The organism is Aeromonas rivuli (genome assembly GCF_020149575.1).
Classification (GTDB): domain Bacteria; phylum Pseudomonadota; class Gammaproteobacteria; order Enterobacterales; family Aeromonadaceae; genus Aeromonas; species Aeromonas rivuli.
In genome coordinates, this window is record NZ_CP079742.1 from 4,210,286 (window position 1) to 4,234,308 (window position 24,023).

Annotated in this window: 22 protein-coding genes; 7 read left to right on the forward strand and 15 right to left on the reverse strand. The window is 54.5% G+C overall.

The genetic code is table 11. The features are described from left to right. Positions 1–149 precede the first annotated feature (149 nt). The 5 genes from mutM to radC all read right to left on the reverse strand — a co-directional run bounded on the left by mutM (position 150) and on the right by radC (position 2,750). On the reverse strand, positions 150–962 hold the full coding sequence (gene mutM / locus KYK33_RS19415; protein ID WP_224431565.1) for a bifunctional DNA-formamidopyrimidine glycosylase/DNA-(apurinic or apyrimidinic site) lyase: 813 nt from the start codon (positions 960–962) through the stop codon (positions 150–152). 15 nt (positions 963–977) lie between these two features. After that, positions 978–1,433, reverse strand: coding sequence for a hypothetical protein (locus tag KYK33_RS19420; RefSeq protein ID WP_224431566.1), 456 nt, complete (start codon positions 1,431–1,433; stop codon positions 978–980). 90 nt (positions 1,434–1,523) lie between these two features. Next, positions 1,524–1,691, reverse strand: a complete 168-nt coding sequence (gene rpmG, locus KYK33_RS19425) for a 50S ribosomal protein L33 (protein ID WP_005323752.1) — start codon at positions 1,689–1,691, stop codon at positions 1,524–1,526. 11 nt (positions 1,692–1,702) lie between these two features. Further along, entirely contained in the window at positions 1,703–1,939 is a 237-nt protein-coding gene (gene rpmB, locus KYK33_RS19430) for a 50S ribosomal protein L28 (protein WP_005321271.1), read from the reverse strand. Positions 1,940–2,075: 136 nt separating this feature from the next. Next, entirely contained in the window at positions 2,076–2,750 is a 675-nt protein-coding gene (gene radC / locus KYK33_RS19435; protein WP_042042767.1) for a RadC family protein, read from the reverse strand. A gap of 144 nt (positions 2,751–2,894) precedes the next feature. On the opposite strand from radC, the gene coaBC reads away from it, so the two are divergent. From coaBC to KYK33_RS19455, 4 genes are all read left to right on the forward strand, one after another. Beyond that, positions 2,895–4,097 (forward strand): bifunctional phosphopantothenoylcysteine decarboxylase/phosphopantothenate--cysteine ligase CoaBC, encoded by a 1,203-nt coding sequence (gene coaBC / locus KYK33_RS19440; RefSeq protein ID WP_224431567.1) that lies wholly within the window; start codon positions 2,895–2,897, stop codon positions 4,095–4,097. 106 nt (positions 4,098–4,203) lie between these two features. After that, positions 4,204–4,662 carry a dUTP diphosphatase gene (gene dut / locus KYK33_RS19445; RefSeq protein ID WP_042042769.1) on the forward strand — a complete coding sequence of 153 codons (459 nt, stop codon included), beginning with the start codon at positions 4,204–4,206 and terminating at the stop codon, positions 4,660–4,662. Between the two features lie 69 nt (positions 4,663–4,731). Then, positions 4,732–5,328, forward strand: coding sequence for a nucleoid occlusion factor SlmA (gene slmA / locus KYK33_RS19450; RefSeq protein WP_042042770.1), 597 nt, complete (start codon positions 4,732–4,734; stop codon positions 5,326–5,328). Between the two features lie 138 nt (positions 5,329–5,466). Next, positions 5,467–6,303 carry a mechanosensitive ion channel domain-containing protein gene (locus KYK33_RS19455; RefSeq protein ID WP_042042771.1) on the forward strand — a complete coding sequence of 279 codons (837 nt, stop codon included), beginning with the start codon at positions 5,467–5,469 and terminating at the stop codon, positions 6,301–6,303. Positions 6,304–6,582: 279 nt separating this feature from the next. On the opposite strand, the gene pyrE is transcribed toward KYK33_RS19455, so the two are convergent. Then, positions 6,583–7,248, reverse strand: a complete 666-nt coding sequence (gene pyrE, locus KYK33_RS19460) for an orotate phosphoribosyltransferase (RefSeq protein ID WP_224431568.1) — start codon at positions 7,246–7,248, stop codon at positions 6,583–6,585. Between the two features lie 83 nt (positions 7,249–7,331). Further along, positions 7,332–8,048 carry a ribonuclease PH gene (gene rph / locus KYK33_RS19465; RefSeq protein WP_224431569.1) on the reverse strand — a complete coding sequence of 239 codons (717 nt, stop codon included), beginning with the start codon at positions 8,046–8,048 and terminating at the stop codon, positions 7,332–7,334. 276 nt (positions 8,049–8,324) lie between these two features. On the opposite strand from rph, the gene KYK33_RS19470 reads away from it, so the two are divergent. Together KYK33_RS19470 and KYK33_RS19475 are read left to right on the forward strand one after the other, a co-directional pair. Continuing rightward, positions 8,325–9,188: a YicC/YloC family endoribonuclease gene (locus KYK33_RS19470; protein WP_224431570.1), complete on the forward strand. Its 864-nt coding sequence runs from the start codon at positions 8,325–8,327 to the stop codon at positions 9,186–9,188. A 184-nt stretch (positions 9,189–9,372) separates the two neighbouring features. Beyond that, on the forward strand, positions 9,373–10,635 hold the full coding sequence (locus KYK33_RS19475; RefSeq protein WP_224431571.1) for a tyrosine-type recombinase/integrase: 1,263 nt from the start codon (positions 9,373–9,375) through the stop codon (positions 10,633–10,635). Positions 10,636–10,670: 35 nt separating this feature from the next. On the opposite strand, the gene KYK33_RS19480 is transcribed toward KYK33_RS19475, so the two are convergent. Together KYK33_RS19480 and KYK33_RS19485 are read right to left on the reverse strand one after the other, a co-directional pair. After that, positions 10,671–10,970 (reverse strand): helix-turn-helix transcriptional regulator, encoded by a 300-nt coding sequence (locus KYK33_RS19480; RefSeq protein WP_318010404.1) that lies wholly within the window; start codon positions 10,968–10,970, stop codon positions 10,671–10,673. After that, on the reverse strand, positions 10,967–12,628 hold the full coding sequence (locus KYK33_RS19485) for a DUF927 domain-containing protein (protein WP_224431572.1): 1,662 nt from the start codon (positions 12,626–12,628) through the stop codon (positions 10,967–10,969). The genes KYK33_RS19480 and KYK33_RS19485 overlap by 4 nt, the downstream gene beginning before the upstream one ends. A 138-nt stretch (positions 12,629–12,766) precedes the next feature. Here KYK33_RS19485 and KYK33_RS19490 point away from each other — a divergent pair. Next, positions 12,767–13,917 (forward strand): IS3 family transposase gene (locus tag KYK33_RS19490; protein WP_224431203.1). Its coding sequence is split into 2 segments (ribosomal slippage): positions 12,767–13,001 and positions 13,001–13,917, totalling 1,152 coding nucleotides; the frame shifts between segments, so codons are not numbered across the junction. A gap of 15 nt (positions 13,918–13,932) precedes the next feature. On the opposite strand, the gene KYK33_RS19495 is transcribed toward KYK33_RS19490, so the two are convergent. From KYK33_RS19495 to hsdR, 6 genes are all read right to left on the reverse strand, one after another. Then, on the reverse strand, positions 13,933–14,103 hold the full coding sequence (locus KYK33_RS19495; RefSeq protein ID WP_318010405.1) for a helix-turn-helix transcriptional regulator: 171 nt from the start codon (positions 14,101–14,103) through the stop codon (positions 13,933–13,935). Between the two features lie 273 nt (positions 14,104–14,376). After that, positions 14,377–16,275, reverse strand: coding sequence for a DUF262 domain-containing protein (locus KYK33_RS19500; RefSeq protein WP_224431573.1), 1,899 nt, complete (start codon positions 16,273–16,275; stop codon positions 14,377–14,379). After that, on the reverse strand, positions 16,262–17,602 hold the full coding sequence (locus tag KYK33_RS19505; RefSeq protein WP_224431574.1) for a DUF262 domain-containing protein: 1,341 nt from the start codon (positions 17,600–17,602) through the stop codon (positions 16,262–16,264). Before KYK33_RS19505 ends, KYK33_RS19500 begins: the two co-directional genes overlap by 14 nt. A gap of 2 nt (positions 17,603–17,604) precedes the next feature. Beyond that, positions 17,605–19,353, reverse strand: a complete 1,749-nt coding sequence (locus KYK33_RS19510; RefSeq protein ID WP_224431575.1) for a restriction endonuclease subunit S — start codon at positions 19,351–19,353, stop codon at positions 17,605–17,607. Further along, a complete protein-coding gene (locus KYK33_RS19515) occupies positions 19,353–20,840 on the reverse strand; it encodes an N-6 DNA methylase (RefSeq protein ID WP_224431576.1) in 1,488 nt (495 codons plus the stop codon). The genes KYK33_RS19510 and KYK33_RS19515 overlap by 1 nt, the downstream gene beginning before the upstream one ends. A gap of 120 nt (positions 20,841–20,960) precedes the next feature. Next, positions 20,961–23,438, reverse strand: coding sequence for an EcoAI/FtnUII family type I restriction enzme subunit R (hsdR, locus tag KYK33_RS19520; RefSeq protein ID WP_224431577.1), 2,478 nt, complete (start codon positions 23,436–23,438; stop codon positions 20,961–20,963). Positions 23,439–24,023 lie beyond the last annotated feature (585 nt).

Below are 24,023 nucleotides of genomic sequence, written 5' to 3' on the forward strand. Positions count from 1 at the left end.
ATGGGGCTGACGGGATAGTTGCTCCCAACCGAACGAGTTGCTGGTCATACCTTGCTCTCCAACTGCCTGAATGGAGGGCGATCCTAGGGATGACGCTCTGGCACTTCAATCGACTGGCAACACTTGCTTACAACTTCCCCAAATAAGTCCTAGTGCTGGCAGTGGCTGCAGAACACTGTGGTGCGCTGACCGATCCGGATCTCGGTCAGTGGCAGCTGACACTGATAACAGGGTTGGCCGCCCCGGCCATACACTTGCAACTGCTGCACAAAATAACCGGGTTTGCCATCGGCACTGGTGAAGTCCTTGAGGGTGGTGCCCCCCTGCACGATGGCGGCGGCCAACACCCGCTTGATCTCGGCGACCAAGGTTGCCAAGCGCTCGCCGCTCACCTCGCCTGCCGCCCGCCTGGGGCTAATGCCAGCAGCAAACAACGCCTCGTTGGCGTAGATGTTGCCAACACCGACCACCACATGGTTATCCATCAAGAAAGTCTTGATCGCTATGCTGCGCCCCCTGGCCCGACTCTGCAGATAATCGGCATTGAAGGCATCGGTGAGGGGCTCAGGGCCAAGTTTGGCGAGCAGGGCATGGGCCTCGGCGGGCTCGCGGGTCCAGAGCAGGGCACCGAAGCGGCGCGGGTCGTTGAGGCGCAGCAGCTTGCCATTGGCCAGCTCGATATCCACATGATCGTGCTTCTCGGCCGGGGTGCCGATATTGAGCACTCGCAGGCTGCCGGACATGCCCAGATGCAGGATGGCGGTGCCAAAATCGGTCTCCAGCAACAGGTATTTGGCGCGGCGACTGACCCTGCGGATGGTGAGACTGACCAACTCCTGGATCTCCCCCGGTATTGGCCAGCGCAGCCGACCATCTCGCACCACCACGCGGGTCACTTCGATGCCGGTAAGCCAGGGAGAGATGCCCTGGCGGCTCACTTCAACTTCGGGTAATTCGGGCATCTTATCCTCGCAGACTCAGGGAGTGGGTTTGAGCAGGGCGCGATACTGCTCCGCGCTAAGCGCCAGCCAGCGATCCTCACCCAGGCGAACGGCATAACGGCCATTGTCCTGATAAAGGGCCAGCCTCAGAGGTTCTCCCTGTCCGGCCAACCAGAGCCTGAACTCGACCGGGCTGCCACGCAGCGGCTCACTCGGCGGCAACTGCCAGCCTTGCCATTGTTCCATATGGCGGGTCAGGGCCAGGTTATCCAACCCCAGATCCGGCACAGTGCGCCAGCCTTGACCCAATCGCTCCAGGGTCCAGCTCGGCCCTTGCCAGGTCAGCACCACGGCACCCTCGGGCAACAGGCTGTGCAAGCGCTGGGCGCTATTCTCCTGCTGGGCCTGCTCAAGGCGATGCAGCAGCACTATCACCACCAATACCGCGATGATGATGACGTTGTTCCAGCCTTTACGACTCAATTTCAACATGGCAAGCCTCCGTTCTAGTCGGCAGTGTACTGAATTTGAGCCATAAAAAAACCCGGCACGAAGCCGGGTTTTTGAGACAAATTCAAGTGGTTACTTGATTTTGCCTTCTTTGTAGATCACATGCTGACGAATAACGGGATCAAATTTCTTGATCTCCATTTTTTCGGGCATGGTGCGCTTGTTCTTGGTAGTGGTATAGAAGTGACCAGTACCGGCGCTGGAGTTCAGACGAATTTTATCGCGAATACCTTTAGCCATGATCTAATTCCTTATACCTTAACGCCGCTGGCACGCAGTTCAGCCAGAACCACTTCAACGCCGCGCTTGTCGATGATACGCATGCCTTTTGCGGATACGCGCAGGCTCACGAAGCGTTTTTCACCCTCAACCCAAAAACGGTGAGTGTGCAGGTTCGGCAGGAAACGACGCTTGGTAGCGTTGTTAGCGTGCGAACGGTTGTTACCAACTGCCGGGCGCTTGCCGGTTACTTGGCATACTCTAGACATGTCAGTCTCTCCAAATCTTACTTCATTGCTCGAGCAAATATCTGCCCCGCTGGCCTTCGATTGCGGGGCAAACAGAAGGCGGCATTTTATACAGCATCCGTGATCAAAGATCAACTAATACAGAGCCAGAGCCCGGTTATAACCAACCACGCTCTGCAAAAGAAACCGTGATGCCGTCACCGATCACCAAGTGATCCAGCACTCTGATATCGATCAGGGCCAAGGCGGCCATGATGCGATCTGTGATCTGACGGTCGGCCCGACTGGGCTCGGCCACGCCAGACGGGTGATTATGCGCCAGAATCACGGCCGCTGCATTATGTTTGAGTGCTATCTGCACGATTTCTCTGGGCCAGACGCTCGCCGAATCCAGCGTCCCGTAGAAAAGTTCGACAAACTTGATCACCCTGTGCTGATTGTCGAGCAGCAACAAAGCAAACACCTCCCGCGCCCTGTCCCTGAGCTGGGCCTGCAAATAGTCCCGGGTCAGCTGGGGCGAGGTGAGCGCATCACCCCGTTGCAATTGCTCGGCCAGATGGCGCTTGCTCATCTCCAGCACCGCCTGCAGCTGGGCATATTTTGCCGGCCCCAGGCCATGGGCGGCGCAGAAAGCCTGTTGATCTGCACCGAGCAGCGCTCGCAATGAACCAAACGCCCGCAATAATTGCCGGGCCAGATCCACGGCGCTCTGACCATTGACCCCGGTTCGCAGGAAGATGGCGAGCAATTCGGCATCGGACAGGCCCGCCGCCCCCTGCAGCAACAGTTTCTCGCGGGGACGCTCCTCCGCTGGCCACTCTTTGATACTCATATGTTTCCCCACCTGCACTGTTGACAGAAAACATAGCAAAGATTGACGAGAGCCTGACCACAAGTCCCCCATGTCAGCCTCTGTCGTCACCCTCAGGCTGTGCTATCTTAGCCGACCAGTCAGAACGAGCCGGAAGCAAAGCAGATGAGATTGGCCGACAAACGCATCCTGTTGGGTGTCAGCGGTGGCATCGCCGCCTACAAGAGCGCCGAATTGATACGTCGCCTGAAGGATCAGGGGGCCGAGGTACGGGTGGTGATGACCCGTTCCGCCAAGGAGTTTATTACCCCGCTGACCCTGCAAGCGGTCTCCGGCAATCCTGTCGCCGATAGTCTGCTGGATCCCGCCGCCGAGGCGGGCATGGGCCATATCGAACTGGCCAAGTGGGCGGATCTGGTGCTGATCGCACCGGCCAGCGCCAATCTGATGGCGCGCATGGCCGCCGGCATGGCCGACGAGCTGCTGACCACCCTCTGCCTGGCAACCCCCGCCCAGGTGGTAGTCGCCCCCGCCATGAATCAGCAGATGTATCGCAACCCGGCCACCCAGGCCAATCTCCAGACCCTCGCCAGTCGAGGCATTCTGCTATGGGGGCCGGACTCCGGTAGCCAGGCCTGTGGCGATGTAGGTCCGGGCCGCATGCTGGACCCTCTCGATCTGGTAGAACGCTGCTGCCAACAGTTGACCGTCGATCCCCTGCTCGCAGGCGTCAGGCTGCTGCTCACCGCCGGACCGACCCGGGAGGCCCTGGATCCGGTGCGTTACATCAGCAACCACAGCTCCGGCAAGATGGGTTACGCCATCGCCCGCGCCGCCCGTGAGGCGGGTGCAGAAGTGACGCTGGTGAGCGGCCCGGTCGCCCTGACCACCCCAAGCGGGGTGGCGCGGGTCGATGTGGAGAGCGCCCTGCAGATGCATCAGGCGGTGATGAGCCGAGTTCATGAGTGCGATCTCTTCATTGGCTGCGCCGCCGTGGCCGACTACCGCCCCGAACAGGTGGCCAGCCAGAAGATCAAGAAGACCGGCGACAACAACCAGATGGTGCTGACCCTGGTCAAGAATCCCGACATCATCGCCGCCGTGGGGGCGCTGCCGAACAAGCCCTTCACCGTCGGATTTGCCGCCGAAACCGTGGATGTGGAACAATATGCCCTCGGCAAATTGCAGCGAAAGCGGTTGGACATGATAGCCGCCAACGATGTGTCCCAGTCCGGGCAAGGCTTCAATGCCGATGACAACGCCCTCACCGTCTTCTGGCAAGGGGGTCAAGCCACCCTGCCGCTGGCCGATAAGCTGACGCTGGCTCGTCATCTTGTCGCCCTTATTGCGCGTCACTATCGACCCTGAGTCCCCAGCCTTGGGGCCATTCCAACTGACGAACGATCCATGACGACCCGGATAGCCTTGAAGATCCTGGATGTCCATACAAGAACCCATTGAAAGCTAACGATTCATGACAACACAAATAGAACTGAAGATCCTGGATGCCCGCATCGGCACCGAATTCCCCCTGCCTGCCTATGCCACACCAGGTTCTGCCGGTATGGATCTGCGCGCCCTGCTCGACCAGGCCATCACGCTGGCACCGGGTGATACCACACTCGTCCCTACCGGTCTGGCGATCCATATCCAGGATCCGGGCTTGTGTGCCACTATCTTGCCCCGCTCCGGCCTCGGTCATAAGCACGGCATCGTATTGGGCAATTTGGTCGGCCTTATCGACTCCGACTATCAGGGCCAGTTGATGATCTCGGTCTGGAACCGTGGCAATGACAGTTTCACCGTTCAGCCAGGGGAGCGCATCGCCCAGCTAGTGATCATGCCCGTGGTGCAGGCCAGCTTCCAGCTCGTCGAAGAGTTTGATCAGAGCGAACGAGGTGAAGGTGGGTTTGGTTCTTCCGGTCGCCAATAACAGGACCCAACGCAGCCTTGGTTGCGTGGCTAACAATAGAACCAAGCCATTGTTTTTTTAGGGGAATCCATGGCAAGCAGTAATCAGAAACAGAGTCGGCGCGACCAGATCCTGCAGGCGCTCGCCCACATGCTGGAAACCAGCCCGGGTCAGCGTATTACCACGGCCCGGCTCGCGGCCGAGGTCGGCGTTTCGGAAGCGGCCCTCTATCGTCACTTCCCCAGCAAGGCACGGATGTTCGAGGGGCTGATCGACTTTATCGAGGATTCCCTGCTGTCACGGGTCAACATGATCCTGGCCGACGAGAAGGACACCATGACCCGCTGCCATCACATTTTGCAGCTGCTCCTGGTGTTTGCGGAGCGCAATCCCGGCATCACCCGCATCCTCAACGGCGATGCGCTGCTGGGTGAGCATGACCGGCTGCGGGATCGGATCAGCATCCTGTTCGACAAGCTGGAGACCCAGCTCAAACAGGTGCTGCGAGAGAAGCGGCTGCGAGAAGGTCAGGGTTTCCAGCTCGACGAGACCATGTTGGCCAACCTGCTGCTGGCCTATGCCGAGGGGCGGATCAGCCAATTCGTTCGCTCCGAGTTCAAGCTCAAACCGACCGCGGACTTCGAAGATCAATGGCAGTTCATCCGCAGCCAGTTGCTGCAGAGTTGACCCAAACGATGAGGAGGCACTTGGCCTCCTCAGCTTTTTATGGCAAAAATTAACATCTTGCGAACCACAACGACCCAAACTGTCGCAATGCGCTGTTATAGTCCGTGGTTTTGATTAATTCGCCCAACAGGAAGTGTTATGGAACCCGAAATGCTCACCAGTGCTCAGACCTGGCTCGTCAACAATCAGGGCCTGCTGCTCGAGTATGGCGTCAACATCACCGCAGCACTGATCACCCTGCTGCTCGGTTATATTGCCACCAACCTTATCAGTGGCGGTGTCGAGAAGGTCATGAAGGCCCGCAACCTCGATGCCACCATTACCCACTTCGTCGGCAGCGTGCTCAAATACGGTCTGCTGGTGTTCGTGGTGCTCGCCGCCCTGGGCCGCGTTGGGGTCCAGACGACCTCCTTCATTGCCATCATTGGTGCCGCCGGTCTGGCCATCGGTCTGGCGCTGCAAGGCTCACTCTCCAACTTTGCGGCCGGTTTCCTGCTGATTATCTTCCGCCCCATCAAGTCCGGTGAGTTCATCGAAGTGGCGGGTACTGCGGGTGTGGTGCAGTCGGTACAGCTGTTCACCACCACCCTCACCTCCGCTGACAACAAGATGGTGGTGGTGCCCAACTCCGCCATCCTCAACGGCAACATCATCAACTACTCGCGCATGGACACCCGTCGGGTCGACATGACCTTCGGCATCGGCTACGGCTCAGATCTTCGCAAGGCCAAGTTGGTACTGGAGCGTCTGGTCAACGAAGAGCCACGCATCCTGAAAGAGCCGGCGGTCACCATTGCCGTTGCCGCCCTGCTCGACTCCTCGGTCAGCATAGTCGTGCGTCCCTGGGTCAAGACCGGCGACTACTGGGGTGTCTGGTTTGACTTCCACGAGCGGGTCAAGCTCGCCTTCGACGCCGAGGGCATCGAGATCCCCTTCCCGCAGATGGCATTGCACATGCACAAACCGCAAGCCTGACAGGCTGGCAACAAAAAAGCCGCTCACTGAGCGGCTTTTTTTATGGTGCTGTCCCGTCCTGAATATGGTTTACACCTTTCCCCCCAATAAATGGAGAGCCCGATGGGACAAGCTGTGAAACGAACCCAGTGCGATGACTCGCTGACTTTTAAACTGGCCCTGGTCGAGCAGATTGAAAAAGGCGAGCTCACCTACAAACAGGCTCAGGCGCGTTAGACAGAAAAAGTGGCCGACCGGGAGGCGGTAGCGGCCGCCATGGCACGGCCAGAAATTGTGCCATTAAACCCCGTACTGGGCGCGGTAGGCCTTCATGGCCGCCAGTTGCTCGGCCAGCGCGGGCTGCTCTGCCTGCTTCTCTTCCAGCTTTTCTTCCAGATAAGCGATCAGGTCGCTCATCTGGATGATGGCGATGATGTGGGCGCCGTAGTCACGCTCCACTTCCTGGATTGCGGAGAGCTCGCCCTTGCCCTTCTCCTGACGGTCCAGGGCGATCAGCACCCCGGCCAGGGAGGCACCGTTGGCCTGGATCAGATCCATGGATTCGCGGATGGCGGTCCCGGCGGTGATGACATCGTCCACCAGCATGATGCGCCCCTTGAGCGAGCTGCCCACCAAGTTGCCGCCCTCGCCGTGATCCTTGGCCTCCTTGCGGTTGAAGCACCAGGGCACGTCCACGTCGTGCTGCTCTACCAGCTGCACCGCGGTGGCGGAGGCGATAGGGATCCCCTTGTAGGCCGGGCCAAACAGCACGTCGAATTCGATGCCGGCATCCATCAGGGCGGCGGCATAGAAGCGGCCGAGGCGGGCCAGATCGCGGCCGCTGTTGAACAGCCCGGCGTTGAAGAAGTAGGGGCTCTTGCGGCCGGATTTCAGGGTGAACTCACCGAATTTGAGAACCTGTTTCTCCAGGGCGAACTCGATAAATTGACGCTGGTAGGCTTTCATTCTGGCTCCTTGCTTGGCTTGTCGTTGACTGGTGTGGGGGTATAAAAAAACGCGGTCAATGCCGCGTTTTTCAAATCAGAAATTCAGGAGAGCGCCTGCTTCTGCAGCGCTATGATGTCGTCGATGCCGCCCTTGGCCAGCGCCAGCATCGCCAGCAGATCCTCGTGGGTGAAGGGCTCGGCCTCGGCGGTGCCCTGCACCTCTATGATGCGGCCGTCTTCGGTCATCACCACGTTCATGTCGGTCTCGGCGGCGGAATCTTCGATGTACTCCAGGTCGCAGATGGCTTCGCCCTGATACATGCCGACGGAAACGGCGGCGATCATCTGCTTGAGCGGGCTCTGCTTGAGCATGCCTTTCTCGACCATCCAGTTCAGCGCATCCACCAGCGCCACGCAGGCACCTGTGATGGCGGCGGTGCGGGTGCCGCCGTCGGCCTGCAGCACGTCACAATCCACAGTGATGGAGTGCTCGCCCAGCGCGGTCAAATCCACGGCAGCGCGCAGGGAGCGGGCGATCAGTCGGGAGATCTCCAGGGTGCGACCGCTCTGCTTGCCGGCGGCCGCCTCGCGGTTCATGCGCGAATGGGTGGAGCGCGGCAGCATGCCGTACTCGGCGGTGACCCAGCCCTGGCCCTTGCCTTTCAGGAAGCGCGGCACGCTGGTGTCGACGCTGGCGGTGCACAGCACGCGGGTGTGGCCGAACTCCACCAGCACAGATCCTTCCGCATGCTTGGTGAAGTTGCGGGTGATGGTAACCGGGCGTACTTGCGCGGCACTGCGATCGCTGGGACGTGACATGGGACTGACCTCTGGGCTGGCTCAAATTGGCGAAGAAGTATAAGCGATTGCGCCCCAAATATCAGCCGCTAAGAAACCGTCATGCTTGGTCGCGAGCCATCATCTCAACGGTGAGGAACCGCATCGAAACCGGCGTCCATCACCCACAAGAGCCGGGGCCGTGGCGGACCTGGGCCCCGCCACAGCCGGAACAGGTTCTAAAGCCACCGCTATGGCTGACGGGGCAAGCCTGGCTGAGTATACTGGCCGCACACTTCATCAAGCCCGGAACAATCAATGATTCACAGCATGACCGCCTACGCCCGCAAGGAATTCAAGGGCGACTGGGGCACAGCCGTTTGGGAAATTCGTTCGGTCAACCAGCGCTATCTGGAAACCTACATCCGCCTGCCGGAGCAGCTGCGCAGCCTGGAGCCGGTCCTGCGTGAGCGTTTCCGTGCCAAGCTGCAGCGCGGCAAGGTGGAGTGCAACCTGCGATTCGAAGCAGCCCAAGCCGCCGCCAGCCAACTGCACATCAATGAAGAGTTGGCCAGGCTCATCATCGACAGCGCCAACTGGGTAATGAAAGAGGCGGGCCAGGGCCAGCTCAACCCGGTGGACGTGCTGCGCTGGCCGGGTGTCATGGCCGCTGCCGAACAGGATATGGATGCGGTAGGAACCGAGCTGATGGGTGGTTTCGATCTGACCATGGAGGAGTTCCTCGCCTCCCGTGCCAGCGAAGGGGCCAACCTCAAGGCCTTGATCCAGCAGCGTCTGGACGGCATCCAGGTGGAAGTGAAGAAGGTGCGCGTACACCTGCCGCAAATCATCGAGTGGCAGCGCCAGAAGCTCACCGACCGCCTGACCGAGGCCAAGGTGGAGCTGGATCCGGCCCGCATCGAGCAGGAAATCGTGCTGCTGGCCCAGAAGATCGACGTGGCCGAAGAGCTGGATCGCCTGGAGATGCACATCAGCGAAACCATCAAGATCATGAAGAAGGGTGGCGCCTGCGGCCGTCGTCTCGACTTCATGATGCAGGAGTTCAACCGCGAGTCGAACACGCTGGGTTCGAAATCCATCAACGCCGAAGTGACCCAGTCCGCCGTCGAGCTGAAGGTGCTCATCGAGCAGATGCGCGAGCAGATCCAAAATATTGAATGATGGTCTTCTTTATCCCTTAAGGATAAAAACAACATTAAAATCAAAGAGATTTCTTGTTTTGAAAATCACAACATTCATCCAAACGCATTTTAGTTTGGGTAGTGGTGGGTAGTAGATTGGGGAGTTCAATCTCGCTATAGTTTTGCTAGCGAAATTGTACTCCCCAATTTTTTAAGGCAGGAAAATGGGCAAGCTGTACGACAAAACAGTCAAAAAACTGATCAAGGAAAAATCCGCCGTCCGGCATGCCGATGGTAACGGGCTATACCTGATGACCCCTGCTCGCGGTGAAGCTTATTGGATGCTGCGCTACACCACGCCCACGACAAAACTTCGGCGAGAGTACACCATAGGTCAGGTATCTGACTGGTCTCTAGCAGATGCCCGGGACGAAGCGGCCAAGCTGCGGCTGGCCATCAAGCGCGATGGTGTTGACCCGGTTCAGGTTCGCCTCAAGATCAACAGGAACCCGTTTAAGACACTGAACGACCTCTTTGAGGATTATCACCAGTTACGCAAACGCGAAATAACCTCACATGAAAAAGAGCGCAGCCTCTATGAGCGTGAGATCGCCGGGCGCATCGGTCATCTTGAACTAGATAAAATCAGGCCGCTGGATATCAGTGAAATCCTGCGCGATATCACCAACGGATATGGCGGAAAACCACCAAGACCGACCATTTCGAATGATGTGATGCGTATGCTCAAACGTACCTTTGATCATGGTATGAAGCTGGATGTCACTCGCTTTAATCCTGCCAGTCCATTCCGCCCCAGAGATGCAGGTGGGCCAGAGCGGGCTGCCAACTATCCAATGACAGAACCGGAGGTGATCGAGTTTTTCACCAAGCTTCGTGCGATCCCGGCCCAGTTCAGTCGTGAAAACTATCTGGCCTGTGCCCTACTGATCGCTACCTGCACCAGAAAAATGGAACTGCTGGCTGCGCCATGGAGCGAGTTTGATCTGGAGCAGAAGGTTTGGCATCTCCCCAAAGAGCGCACCAAAAAGCGCAAGTCTATCGACATTCCACTCAGTGAACCTGCCATGTCCTGGCTGAAAGAGCTGAAAATTCGTAGCTGTGGCAGTGAGTGGGTTTTCCCGGCCAGGAGGATCAGCAAGCAGGCTCGAACACCCCATGTCTGCGAAAACACTCTGAATCATGCAATCAAAAAGTTGTTCGAACAGAACTTCTTCTCGTTTGATAAACGACGCGTTCATGACCTGCGCGGTACCGCGAGGACAATGCTCGGCAAAATGGGATTTGATGATGCCCTCGCCAAACGCTGCTTGAACCAGCAAGCGGGGAGTCGTGTTGATGAAATCTACAACCGCCATGCCTACTTTGCAGAGCGCACAGAGGCACACATAAAACTCGCTGAATGGTTGGCCCCCATCGTCAATGGCCCGGTCAACTACACTGGTGCCAAGCTTGATGAAGTCAGTTAATACAAGAGCCCCATAACAGGGGCTCAACTCTACCTCTAGGCAGCCTTGCGTTGCTCAATCCACCACAGCAGATCAGACAGTCGCCATGCAACACAGTGGATGCTCAATCTCACCCGCTTTGGCGCCAGCCCCTCCCGCTCCATCTTCCACCACAGCGTTCGAGTAACGCCAGTAATGGCTCGACGATCCGCTTCTCGAACCAGCCGCTCACATTGGCCAGAGCAGTGAAGCACCTGAGCCCTTATTTCATCACTCGGAGCCGCAAATAGAGATTTATCCATGGTATGACACCTCAAAACAGCGCTGGGAAAAATGGGAAAGTGGGAAACATTCATTCATCGCCGTCCAACTCCTGCATTCCCGCATAAATGCGATCCGGCCACAGGGCAAAGAAGCGATAGAATTTCCCTTGAATCATGATCTTCACTGTCGCCCGTTCCGGTTCATTGGTAGCTAACCACTCTCGCTGCAGCAGCGGCATTACCTCCCGCATGTACTGGCCAGGCAAGCCCAATTGCTGCAGAAACTGATTTTTATCGATCAGCCACTGCCGCTCGCCACTGACCTCGCGGGTATATCCCAGCGACGAAACGGTGCGATGTTGATCTAATGCCTGCAATCCCCTCTCCCATTTCGGTAACAGATCCTTCAAACGAGCCAACACCTGATGCTCTTCTAGGTTCATCACATGGCCTCTGGCAGCCAGCCATTGCTGCCACACTGCTCGTACAGATGCGATGGATTCCTCCTCTTCCCAGGGCACCAGATAATTGCGTGATGCCAACCCCAAGGCCGTTGCAACCAGCGCAAATCTCCTCAGCACTCTGACAACCTGGGAGGACATTTGACTTGTACGCCAGAGATCGGTGAGTCGCTGGGTCTCCCCTGAAACATAGCGAGCCAACTCATCGGTGGATGTCAGCAGATATATCCACTCTTTAAACAGGCTTCCGTGATATTGGCCTGTCTGAAGCTTTATGTGATCGGCAAACTGCTGTGAGCTCTGAAGGTTGTGCAATTCATCAAATGCACCATACCTGCCAAAGGTCGGAATCTCGATCAATCGGGTCTGCTGACCGGCCAACGGCCTTTTGCCCAACGACGCAAAAATCTCAGACAGGTATATCTCCCCAGAGCTCAACGCCTGTGTGCGCCAATGGGTTGATCTGGCGAGACTACCATTCTCCGTGGCGCGCAGCTTGCTCGCCCCGGATACAAGGTGGTAAATGATGACATCCACGTCCTCAGGCTTAGCCATACCGATCTCATCCAGTGGCAGCAGCATGTCATGCTGTTCGGCGGCCACTGCCGCTAGGCCATTGGCGGTAGCAATCCACCCTCTCACAAACTGATGTCCTGCATAGACTGATGCGGCGACCGCCAACAGGGTCGTTTTCCCTGTGGATGAATGGCCCACCAGATGAAATAAGCCGCTTTCCAAACCCGCGGGATACAGAAGAGGAGCCATCAGGGCCACGCCCACAGCAAAAATCATCATCGGATTACCGATACAGTGTTCACCGATATTTGCCTGCCACTGAGCCAATGAACCTGAACATTGCGGCCTTACGTCACCCAGCTGGCCAGCATAAAAATAGGGTTCCCCAGCCGAACCCACAGACCAATCCGGTGTGACAAATACCCGTTCATGCCACCCTGTGCGTTCCACACAGATACCGGTGGGTGCCTTTGCCATTTCTCGAATCAAATAGAGCTGCAGGCGAGGCCAGCTCTGTGGATATGGTTCCAACCAATAACCCGCATCGACCAGTTTTTCGCGGATTTGTCGCGACTGCTCCCCATAGAGCACTCGGTTGAAAATCACTTCCTGCTGCACCACACCATCCAGATTTCGCCACTGGATCAAGGCGCCAAATCCCCTTTGATATGAGGCGTCCCGTGTTCTGGCCGACACCCGGATCCAACTACCAACACGCAACCATCGGTCCCGGTCCAAGCACTCCAATCCATCATCCGTCAATCGAAACTCCATCCCGCCTCCCTATCACAGCTCAGCCATCCAGCGACGCACGTCGGCGGCTCGGAATCGCACAGCTTTTCCAACTGGTGAATCGCCCCTACTTTCCTAGACACCTCAAGAGCCTCAAACTGAGGTCATTCAGGAGGTGTTATGAGCAAGCAGCAACGTTACACGGAAGAATTTAAACTGGCCGCCGTCAAGCAGGTGACTGAGCGCCATTACCCAGTGGCAGAGGTCGCCGAGCGACTCGGTGTTTCCAGCCACAGTCTTTACGCCTGGATCAAACGCTATAGCCAACCCGACGTGCAGCAGCATGAGTCCAGCCAGCAAGCCGAGATCCGCCGTCTCAAGGCCGAATTGCGCCGCGTCACCGATGAGCGAGATATCTTAAAAAAGGCCGCCGCGTACTTTGCCAAGCTGTCAGGGTAAGGTACGCCTTCATCCGGGAGCACGAGTCCACGCATCCCGTCCGCAGGCTGTGCCGGATGATGAATGTCCATCCGAGCGGTTATTACGCTTGGCAGCGGCAGCCCTTATCTACCCGAGCCCAGGAGGATCAACGCCTCCTGGGCCAGATCAAGCAATGTTGGCTAGAAAGCGGGGGCGTCTATGGTTATCGCAAGATCCGGGATGACCTGCGAGAAATGGGCGAGACCTGTGGCAAGCACCGGGTGGCGCGATTAATGCGACATGAAGGGTTACGTTCACAAACCGGCTATCACCGCCGTCCAGGCCATTATGGTGGCCGGCCAACGGTGGTTGCACCGAATCATTTGGAACGTCAGTTCGATGTGACCGAGCCCAATAAGGTCTGGGTAACGGACATCACCTACATTCGCACCCATGAAGGCTGGCTCTATCTGGCTGTGGTATTGGATTTGTTCTCACGACACGTCATTGGTTGGTCGATGGGGCAGCGGATCGACCGAGAGCTGGCCATCAGTGCGTTACTGATGGCGGTGTGGCGACGGCGACCCGAACAAGAAGTGCTGGTTCATTCCGACCAAGGGAGCCAGTTTAGCAGCTATGACTGGCAGGATTTTTTGCGGGAAAACCGGCTCAAGGCCAGCATGAGCAGGCGCGGCAATTGCCATGATAACGCGGTAGCGGAGAGTTTCTTCCAGCTCCTCAAACGCGAGCGTATCCGTCGCAAAACCTATGTGGATCGTGAGGAAGCCCGGCAGGATGTGTTCGATTACATTGAAATGTTTTACAACCCCAAACGCCGGCACAGTTTCAACAACGGGCTATCGCCAGTAGAGTGTGAAAAGCAATATTTCGAACGGCTCAAAAGTGTCTAGAGAAGCCGGAGCGATTCATGGATTGGGTTTGATCGGGTGGGGAAAGCGCCCAGCTTTTACATATCGGCGCAATGTCGGCTGAGACAGTCTAGTGACCGCACAAACCTCCTCATAGGTAAGAAGATTGTCGGTCGTGAACTGAAAATGAGCATTCATATGTCCTCCCATAACATCGTGATGTGTCATGAGCGATCATAAGATGCAGACTCGTTCAGCCTCGCCTCTGTAACTGCCCGTTTTGGGCACTTACAGCGTTTTCTGGAAAATTTTTCGGATGTGAAATTTAAGATGGAAACAGGAAGGGGGTTGGTAGAGCCAGATGAAATGGAAAAAATTTCACATGTGAAATTTTGGCGAGAGTTCAGTTAATACCTAAACAGGTGCAATCGCAGCAAGGTTGCACCTGTTCGTGACGAAAATCATGGAGCTTGCTCAGCAAGTACGGACATTGCAGATATATCAACGCCCTCGAAGTAACGTCAACATCGCACATTCATGGCTTTCTATGTTGTTGATGCCTTGCCCCTCCGGCCCCCACTCGTCATAGCTCATCATGATGGCTTGTTTCAAGCTCTCAGCACGGTTGCTATCACGATAAAAGGCTTTTTTATCTGCTGGGGAATAGTTACTAAGTCTCGAGTTGCTGCTTGGCGAGATAAGGCACAGGTTGCCAAACCGATGGACATCATCCCCCATTTTGTTTGCACCGGAGGGATCTGTTTGCGGAAAATAGTGCTCAACCGACGTTCGACTCGGTGAAAATTGGAAGCCATCAAAGTGCTTCTTAATCTCGGGATTATTAATCCCCTTACCATCGAATGATTGGCCAGCAGCAAGCTCACGCCACAAACGATAATCGAGCAAATTGAACACAAAGTTCTGTACACCGGTACCACGATGTAAAGCCTCGGCATTGAATTGTTCCTTTTCACCACAAATTTCAGTCAAGAATTCATGGCTGAGCTGCTCAAGCTCACTGAGATAAGTAGCTCCATCAACGTTCAGCTCGTCCAACGCCAGAGCATTCAAAATGGCTAGCGAACGATTGAGCCATCGCTTATACACATAGGCAGGATGCGAGACATGGAACATCGACAAGATCATCACCAGTTGTTCGTTAACATCCGAGCGTTCATCTTTGTCGAAGGAGTTGTTATAGCTAAAACTTGAATTCCGATCTCTGTCATAATACTCAAGTGTCAGCAGGCTCCACTTCTCATCCTGATCGCGCTTGATAACGTAGCGGTCAAATAGCGCTCTAAATTTCAGTAGATTAAAGGAAAATAGAATGATCTTCTCCCTATCACTTTTTATGATTTCAAACGCTTGAAGTAACTTTTTGTCATCTAGGGAGACTGCGTCATCCACAGTTACTTTTAGCACATGCAGTAGGAAGTTGGAAAAATCGATGATCGAGTCAAACCGCTGCTTCTTTGCTTTTTCATCATCGCCATCACGCTGATGAAAGCGCCGCTTCTGGATAATACTCAGAAGAGTAGGCTTATCGTCCGTGTCACAATTGGTGTCTATCGCACATTTGATCGACTCAAAATCTGCAGGAAATCCTAACCACTTTTCGCCAAATAACGCTTTGCGAGCCTCCGAGCTAAAGCCCAGTTGTACATAGCGACTCATATCGGCGCAAGCATCCCATATTGCAGAAAAGCAGTTTCTTGCTGCAGCTTCACCGTTAAAAACTGACATCAAATTCGCTTTCAACACCTCGTGCTTTTCTAGCTGTTCTCCCCGGTTATTCATGATCTCAAAATAGTGATTGAGGTCGGTATCTTGTGGCACAGCAACTCGCAAAATCGTGACGTTCTTGAGCAGATGCTGGCAAAATTTGGAGATATCTATGGCTTGGGTCTTAAAGTAGCGTTCTATAATGGTAAACGCCGCTCTGATTGAGGGCTCCTCTGGTGCATCACTCTGAACTGGTTGATATAGGTTTTGCAGCGTTCTCGCTGATTTAGGACGACTGTCGAAATCAAGGTTAAGGCTGAGCGGGGTCAAATCCTGCTGACTGCAGTCAGTAATCTGTTTTAAATACGCCAATAAAATCGACAGCGTGGTGTGCCGTTGTTGACCGTCTATGGTTTCATAAACCGTCGTTCTATTATGAAAGCCATCATTATTGTCACGAACATACACCACCAAGCTGCCTAAAAAGTATTTAGACTCTTCTGGCTTGTCTGCATTATCGGCGGCTTGAGCAGCATCCGCTATATCTCGAACCAGCTGCTCTATCTCTGATGCACCCCAAGCATAGTTACGCTGATAAATGGGAATGACATAATGACTATTGTCACCAAATAACTCTTCGATAGTCAGCAAGGCTAAATCGTTACTCGGTGGCATGAGCATCTCCCAGCATTTTAGCGATTGAATCTTCTACGGGTTTAGCATTTTTGAAGCGGATATTCTCACAACGCGGTGGTTGAAAATTTAGTACTTGTTGTGGGTGAACAGCTTTGCCGAGAACTCTTAATAGCCCCCAAGGTTCACGCGCATAACCATCAACGCTATCCATGCCGATTTTTTGATATTGCAGCCGTAAGTAGTAACTCCAGCAAAAACAGACTCTTGCTGCTTTATCTAACTCTTTCTCGCCAAACTTGTCGTAATAAGCCATCACCGCACACATAAAGAGATTTTTTATATACATATCCCCTTTGCGTGAACTGCCAGCATAATTGGTGTATTTTGTTAAAAACTCGCCAAGTCGCGCGTTGTCACGTTCAAACAGGGTGTGATGAAGGGCTTTGTAGTGCTGGATATACTCAAAAAAGCGCTTTCCGTTAATCATCACTTGATCAACTTGAAACGGATAAGGTTTGCTTTGCTTATCCCACTTCCTGGCAAGATCAGTATTGTAATGCTCAATAGCGAAATCCAGAGCGAGCATAGACTGTATATAGTGATAATCAGCTGTAGCCAGGTTAACGCCTTTGAACACCTCAAGATTATGGCGACTGAACTGAACGCCATAATCACCATCCAACCATCGGCGCAGACGGAACAAGAACTCGCCCATAATGATGTGAAGGTTAGCGGACTCATCATCTGGACTGACCCCTTGCTCCCACAGGCTGACATGGTGTAGTCGTTCGGCTTGCTCTGTGGCATCCATCATTTCGCGCAAATGGTATGCCTTTAGCAAATCATGGGGTGCGAGTGCCTTGCCTCTGGCATTTTGCGAGTCAAAAAACTGAAAGGCTTCGCTCAAATCATCGAGCGTCACTTCGATCAGTTCACACTTATTAAGCACAAAGTGCAGCAGTGATTTACGTTCGTCATCCTTTAGCCCCACAAGGCGGTTTTCAATGACTTTGGCATTATGCTCAAGGTTGTTGATGCTGATCCTTGACGCAAAAGCGTGTTCCAATAGCGGCGTTGAAAACTCACAACTATGGTCAAGCAATGAACAAAGCAAAGTTAAGGTCAGCAGGCGCTGCTGACCATCAACGATATTAAGTTCACCTTTATAAGATGGCTTTAACGCATCCCTGTGCAACACCACTGTTCCAAGGCGATAGCACTGTTTACTACGGTGGGTTAACACATCATCGATCAATTGATTGACGTGTTTTTGTTGCCATTTGTAGGGGCGCTGGTATGAAGGAATGGCAAGGCGCTGCTGAAGCAGTGCCCCCACGGTTTGAACCCGATAAGTTACGTCCCCCATAACTAAAGCGCCTGCTCTACAAGAGCCTCGGCCAAGGCAAGTTGGGTCTGCTGGCTGGTTTGCAGGCGGGATTTAAGTTGTTCGCAGATGACCATTAACTCAGCGACTTTAGTGACAATGCGATGCTGTTCTACGAGTGGAGGAAGCGGTAATAGTTTTCTTTTTAAATCGCCAAGTAATAAGTTATTAATGGCGCTGCCACCAGATAGCTTTAATAGATTGGGGATCTCAGACTCAAGAAATAATGCCACATATCTATTTGAAATGTAATTATTTGCAACTTTAATTACGGCAACGCTCTTTTGAAATGTGGTTTTTCTTGTATAAATATGATCTTGGGCTATAGCCATTTTACCAACTGTAGCACCCGTATTTACCATGCAAATATCACCTGCTTCCAAGTCGGTTCGCTGATGTACCTCTGCAAACTCTGCTTCAACAATTTGCCTAGCATTATCGTAAACCAGTTTGCCGTTCTGGATGTTTTTGGCTGATAAAAAATAGAATCCAGAATTATCTAAATTATTACAATCACCATGTTTCCCATCCGTTATCAGAAAAGTAATCTCTTGCAGATAACACCATGCCCACCCCTGCGGCAGTTCAAACGGTTTTTCGTCTTCGCTGATCGCAGGTAGCGGTTTCTCTTTTTTGATTTTCTTCTCTTTGACCAGCTGGGCTTTTTCGGCGGCGACACGCTCCAGCAAGGCTGCGGCGGGTTCATCGCTCGGGTCTTGCGGCACCAGCTTGCCCATCACCGCCAGTTGCAGGATGGTCTGCTTCAGGGCGTCGATGCTGGCCTCGGTGGTAAAGAGGGTATCGAAGTGAGCGCTTAGCCGCGTCCAGTTTTGGGCCAGCTCATCGGCGTCGGTGCTGTCTGTCAGGGTCGCCAACAGGGCCTCCACCAGAGTCTGGTGCGCCGCCAGTTGCGCCTCGCTTTGCTGCTCCAACTGGTCGCAGATGGCCATTAACTCATCGACTTTAGCGACAATGCGGTGTTGTTCTTCTGTTGGAGGAAGTGGAATTATTCCATTAAAAAACTGCTTATCATTAATCGCCGGATAGGCAATTCCTGTTTGAACATTTTCAACATAAGTTACAAAACATGGTGAACGCAGATACCTATATACGTAGCGACTTAAAACACCATCAAATGGGTGAATAATTGCAAATGCAGTGCTCGCAATTGGCTCCGGATACATATCCTTATCAACAACCGCTATATTAAGAAGATAGGGTCTAATTGTAGAATAAATAATTGTTCCAGACTTTAAAATTTTTCTAGCCCTAGATGGTGCATCGGAAGCAGCCATTACTGTCGGTGAATCAATAAAGCCCATTTCTTTATTAATTGCGCCCACGTCAATATAGGTAAATGAAGAGTCAGGAGTCTTCTGACCATGGTCATAACCAATGTCCCCCAGCTTGACCCACTCCCACCCTTCCGGTAATCCAAACGGCTTATCTTCCTCGCTAATTTCCGGCAAGGTTTTTGGCTTTTTAATTTCACCCTCTTTCACCAACCTCGTCTTTTCGGCGGCAATGCGCTCAAGCAGCACGGAGGCGGGTTCATCGCTGGGATCTTGCGGTACCAGTTTGCCGCGCACGGCCAGCTCCAGGATCAGCTCGCGCAGCTTCTTGATGCCGGTGAGTTCCAGCTTGCTATTGCTGCCGCGCCCGGCACTGCTTTTCGGGCGCACCGCCGCACTCCAGAGATCCAGATGGTCGGTAATCAGATTCTCGATCGCCATTATGCCTGCCCCCCCTGCTTGACCACTTCTTTACCCAAGGCTTCGCCAAGAATGGTTTTAAGCTGGTCACGCAGGCTCTGGATTTCAGCCTGCTCTGTGGCATAGCGCGTCAGCAGCTCGTCGGGGTCATGACTTATCTGCTCACCGACATGGGGGTTTTTGATATCGAGGTTGAAGTTGCGCTCGATGATGGTGTCGATGCCGACCTTCCACGCTTGCTCGTTCTCTAGCCGGGCAGCAAAGCCGTCCGCCTCATCACCCCACCAGGCGATCTCGGCTTCGAACTCCTCGAACTTCATCGGCTTGGTTTTGCTGTAGTTCTTCACGCCAGCCGGATAGGGGTGCTCGTAGAACCAGACATCCTTGGTGGGCTGGCCCTTGGTGAAGAAGAGGATATTGGTCTTGATACCGGTATAGGGAGCAAACACGCCGTTGGGCAGTCGCACTATGGTGTGCAGGTTGCACTCGCTGGTGAGCAATTGCTTGATCTTGGTTTTGACCCCTTCGCCAAACAGGGTGCCATCGGGCAGCACCACGGCGGCGCGACCGCCTTTTTTCAGAACTTCAATGATGAGCTGCAGGAACAGGTCGGCAGTTTCACGGGTGCGCAGATCGGCGGGGAAGTTTTGCTCGATGCCATCCTCTTCGGTGCCGCCAAAGGGCGGGTTGGTGAGGATCACATCGATATCGCTGTCCCAACTCGACAGCGGCTTGTCGAGGGTGTTGCCGTGGCGAATTTGCACCGGTACCTCAATGCCGTGCAGCAGCATATTGGTGGTGCAAAGGAGGTGCGGCAGCTGCTTCTTCTCGACCCCCAGGATCTGCTGCTGCAGGGTCTGATGGTCGGCTGAGGTCTCGACATAGTGCTCTTTGACATGATCGAAGGCGCAAGCAAGAAAGCCGCCGGTACCGCAGGCCGGGTCCATGATCCGCTCGCCAAGCTTGGGGTCTATGCGGTTCACCATAAAGCGGGTGACGGCGCGTGGGGTGTAGAACTCGCCCGCGTTACCGGCGCTTTGCAGGTCGCGCAGGATCTGCTCGTAGATATCGCCAAACAGGTGGCGCTCGCTGCTGTCGGTAAAGTCGATCTCGTTAAGCTTGTTGATCACCTGCTTGAGCAGGGTGCCGTTTTTCATGTAGTTGAAGGCATCGCTGAACGCCTCTTTCACCACATAGCCACGGGGGTTGAGATCGATATTGGCAGGCTGGTTTTTCAGGCTGTCGAACAGGTCATTGTTGACGAAATCGAGCAGGGCATCACCAGTCAGCCCTTCGCTATCGGCCGCCCAGTTGCGCCACAGGAAGCGCTCGGGGATGGGGCAGCGGTAGTTATCCTGCTCAAACTCCAGCTCCTCTTCCTGGGCGTCGAACACTTTCAAAAACAGCAGCCAGGAGAGCTGGCCAAGGCGCTGGGCATCGCCGTCGATACCGGCGTCCTTGCGCATAATGTCCTGAATGGATTTGATGACTGAGCTGATGGATGACATGGGATTCTCTGCTTTTTACAAAAATGGTGACGAATACAGGGGCGAATGCGTCAGGAATATCGATAAAACAGGCGGCCATGATTGCCATGGCCGCACTGTGGAGCTGTTGCAGGCTTGGCGTCAGGCGCTCTGCTGCTCACGCTCTTGGTGGCGATAGATTTCTTGCTCCAGTTCGGTGATGGCCTGCTCGAACTGTTTGGGGCCACCAAAACCCTTCTTGGCCAACTCCAGCGGGCGACCCAACTCGGTAAAGGGGGCGACTTTTAGCGCATCCTTGGTCTCAATCTCGGTCACGCCCTGATCGGCATACTTGTCGAGCAGACTGGTGAGCACCTGCTGGGCGGTGTCGTTGTACTTGGTGAAGTAGTTGCGCTTTTTGACGTTGTTCGCCCGCTCGCGGCGGGTCAGTGGCGGCTGATCGTATACCACATGGCAGATAAGGTCGAACGGGTCGAGCTCCTTGCCCACCTCTTCTTGCAACACCTCCCACAGCACGCCCGCCTGTGCCAGCTCATCCATGATGGCTTGCTTGCGTTCGGCGGCTTGCCAGCGTTTGGTGAAGGCATCGAGGGTGGCAAACTCCTTGAGCAGAGTCTTTTTGGTGTAGTCCTTGAAGGATTCGGTCACCAGCTTGCCATCGGCATCGTAATACTGCACCCGCTCGGCGATGACGCTGACGGCCACGCCGTTGACATAATACTTGCTGACCCCGGGCTCGGGGCCACCCAGCGGGCCTGTGGCCTGGCCCCCTGCACCACTCTGGCCACCATCACTACCGGTTGTGTAAGTGCCGGGTTGTTCATCGACCCCGGGGGCAAACGGATCGTCATTATCGCCGGGCTCATCGGTTGGCAGTGGATCGGTGCCGTCGATGATATCGCCCAGGCCTTCATCCGGGTTGTTGATGTCTGCCGGTTTGACCACCATGACGCGCTCCGGCTCACCGTCGAAACGAGGATCGGCAAACAGCTCAGTAGCCTTCTTGAAGTCGAGAATGGTGAACCAGAGCTTGCCGTACTTGTCGTCGATACGGGTGCCACGGCCGATGATCTGCTTGAACTTGGTCATGGACTGGATGTTTTGGTCCAGTACCACCAGCTTGCAGGTCTTGGCATCGACGCCGGTGGTCATCAACTCTGAGGTGGTAGCAATGACCGGATAGGGCTTTTTCGGGTTGATGAAGTTGTCGAGCTGGGCCTTGCCAAGGTCATCATCGCCGGTGATTTTCATCACATAGCGCTCATTCTTGGCCATCTGTTCCGGGTTGAGGTTGACCAGCGCCCGTCGCATCCGGTCGGCATGATCAATGTCGTTGCAGAACACGATGGTCTTGGCCATCGGGTCGGTTTTCTTGAGGTAGTTGGTGATGGTCTCGGCCACCAGCTGGGTGCGCTCGTCGATCACCAGGGTGCGGTCGAAATCCTTCTGGTTATAGATGCGGTCTTCAATCAGGTTACCCTGTTTGTCCATCTGCCCTTTGGTGGGACGCCACCCCTGCAAATCCACATCGATATCAACCCGCACCACCTTGTAGGGGGCAAGAAAACCATCTTCGATCCCCTCTTTAAGGGAGTAGGTATAAACAGGGTCACCGAAGTAATCGGTGCTGGAGACGGTTTCGGTCTCTTTGGGCGTGGCGGTGAGACCAATCTGGGTGGCCGATGAGAAGTATTCGAGGATCTCGCGCCAGGCGCTGTCTTCAGCGGCGCTGCCCCGATGGCACTCATCCACCACGATCAGGTCGAAGAAGTCAGGGGAGACCTGCTTGAAGGCTTTCTGTGACTCTTCTGGCCCGGTGAGCGCCTGATAGAGGGCAAGGTGGATCTCATAGGCAGGATCGATCGTGCGCCCGGTGACCTTGGTCATGGCCGAGCCAAAGGGCTGAAAATCATTGATCTTGGTCTGATCCACCAGAATGTTGCGATCGGCCAGAAACAGGATGCGCTTCTTGGCGCCCGCCTTCCACAAACGCCAGATGATCTGGAACGCGGTGTAGGTCTTGCCGGTGCCGGTGGCCATCACCAGCAATACCCGATCCTCACCTTTCGATATGGCTGCTACGGTCTTGTTGATGGCCTGCAGCTGGTAATAGCGGGGAGATTTGCCGCTGCCATCCGAGTAATAGTCCTGACTGATGACAGGCAACTGTGCCAGGGTGTAACCCTTCCAGGCGCAGAGCTTGTCCCAAAGCTGGCCCGGGCTGGGGAAGTCCTCCAGCGCAATCTCGGATTCCAGCTTGGCCGGATTGGTCTTGTCATGAAATACGAAGCCATCGCCGTTGCTGGCAAACGTGAACGGCACATCCAGCAGACGGGCATAATCGAGCCCCTGTTGCATTCCCTTGCCAATCTCATGCTTGTTGGCTTTGGCCTCGATCACTGCCAGTGGCAAGCCCATCTTGTGATAGAGCACGATATCGGCCGATTTGACCTTCTTGCGTGCTGCCATCTGGCCGCGCACCACCACCTTGCCATCCCGCAGCTTCACCTCTTGGCGAACCTGGGTCAGGTCATCCCACCCCGCCGCCTTGATGGCAGGCAGAAGATATTTGGAGATGATGTCGGCTTCGGTGAGGGTTGCTTTGTTGATCTCGGCCATGAGCACTCTTCCGGTCGGGGGACAATATTGCTCAAGATTCTCTCATAAAATCAGCCGGGTTTTATTGATTTCAGACTCATAAAGCAACATAGGGTACAGCTCTTGATGGCATGCCTTCGGGTCAAGGAAACGTCTGGCAATGACGCCTTAATGTTGCGCTGAATGCGTATTAAAGGGCATCGCTTGAGTTAGTTCCATAGCAAGTCAGCCGGTTTGGCTCTCGTTGCATGCAAATGCCAAGATTCCAGATAGATAGGAATCTGCCCCCATCAATTCCAGCACACCAAGGTCCATCATCCCTTCAAACAAGATGACCAATTTTCCAGAGAGAAAAACGGCACGAAGTTTCCAGATAGATAGGAAGTCTTCGAGCAGAATTCCACATAACTCGTTCTGAACTGGCATTCCACTATGTGGAAAATTCGCGCCACTTTTCCAGATAGATAGTTATGTGGAAAGAAACTGGATAGGAATTGGTTGGGAATGACAAGGCTCATTTCATGGTCCCACATCCTGCGAGATTCCACACCGCCATGTTTGTCACTAACGTACAAAATTCAATACTTTCAGTTGGTTGTTGATTTT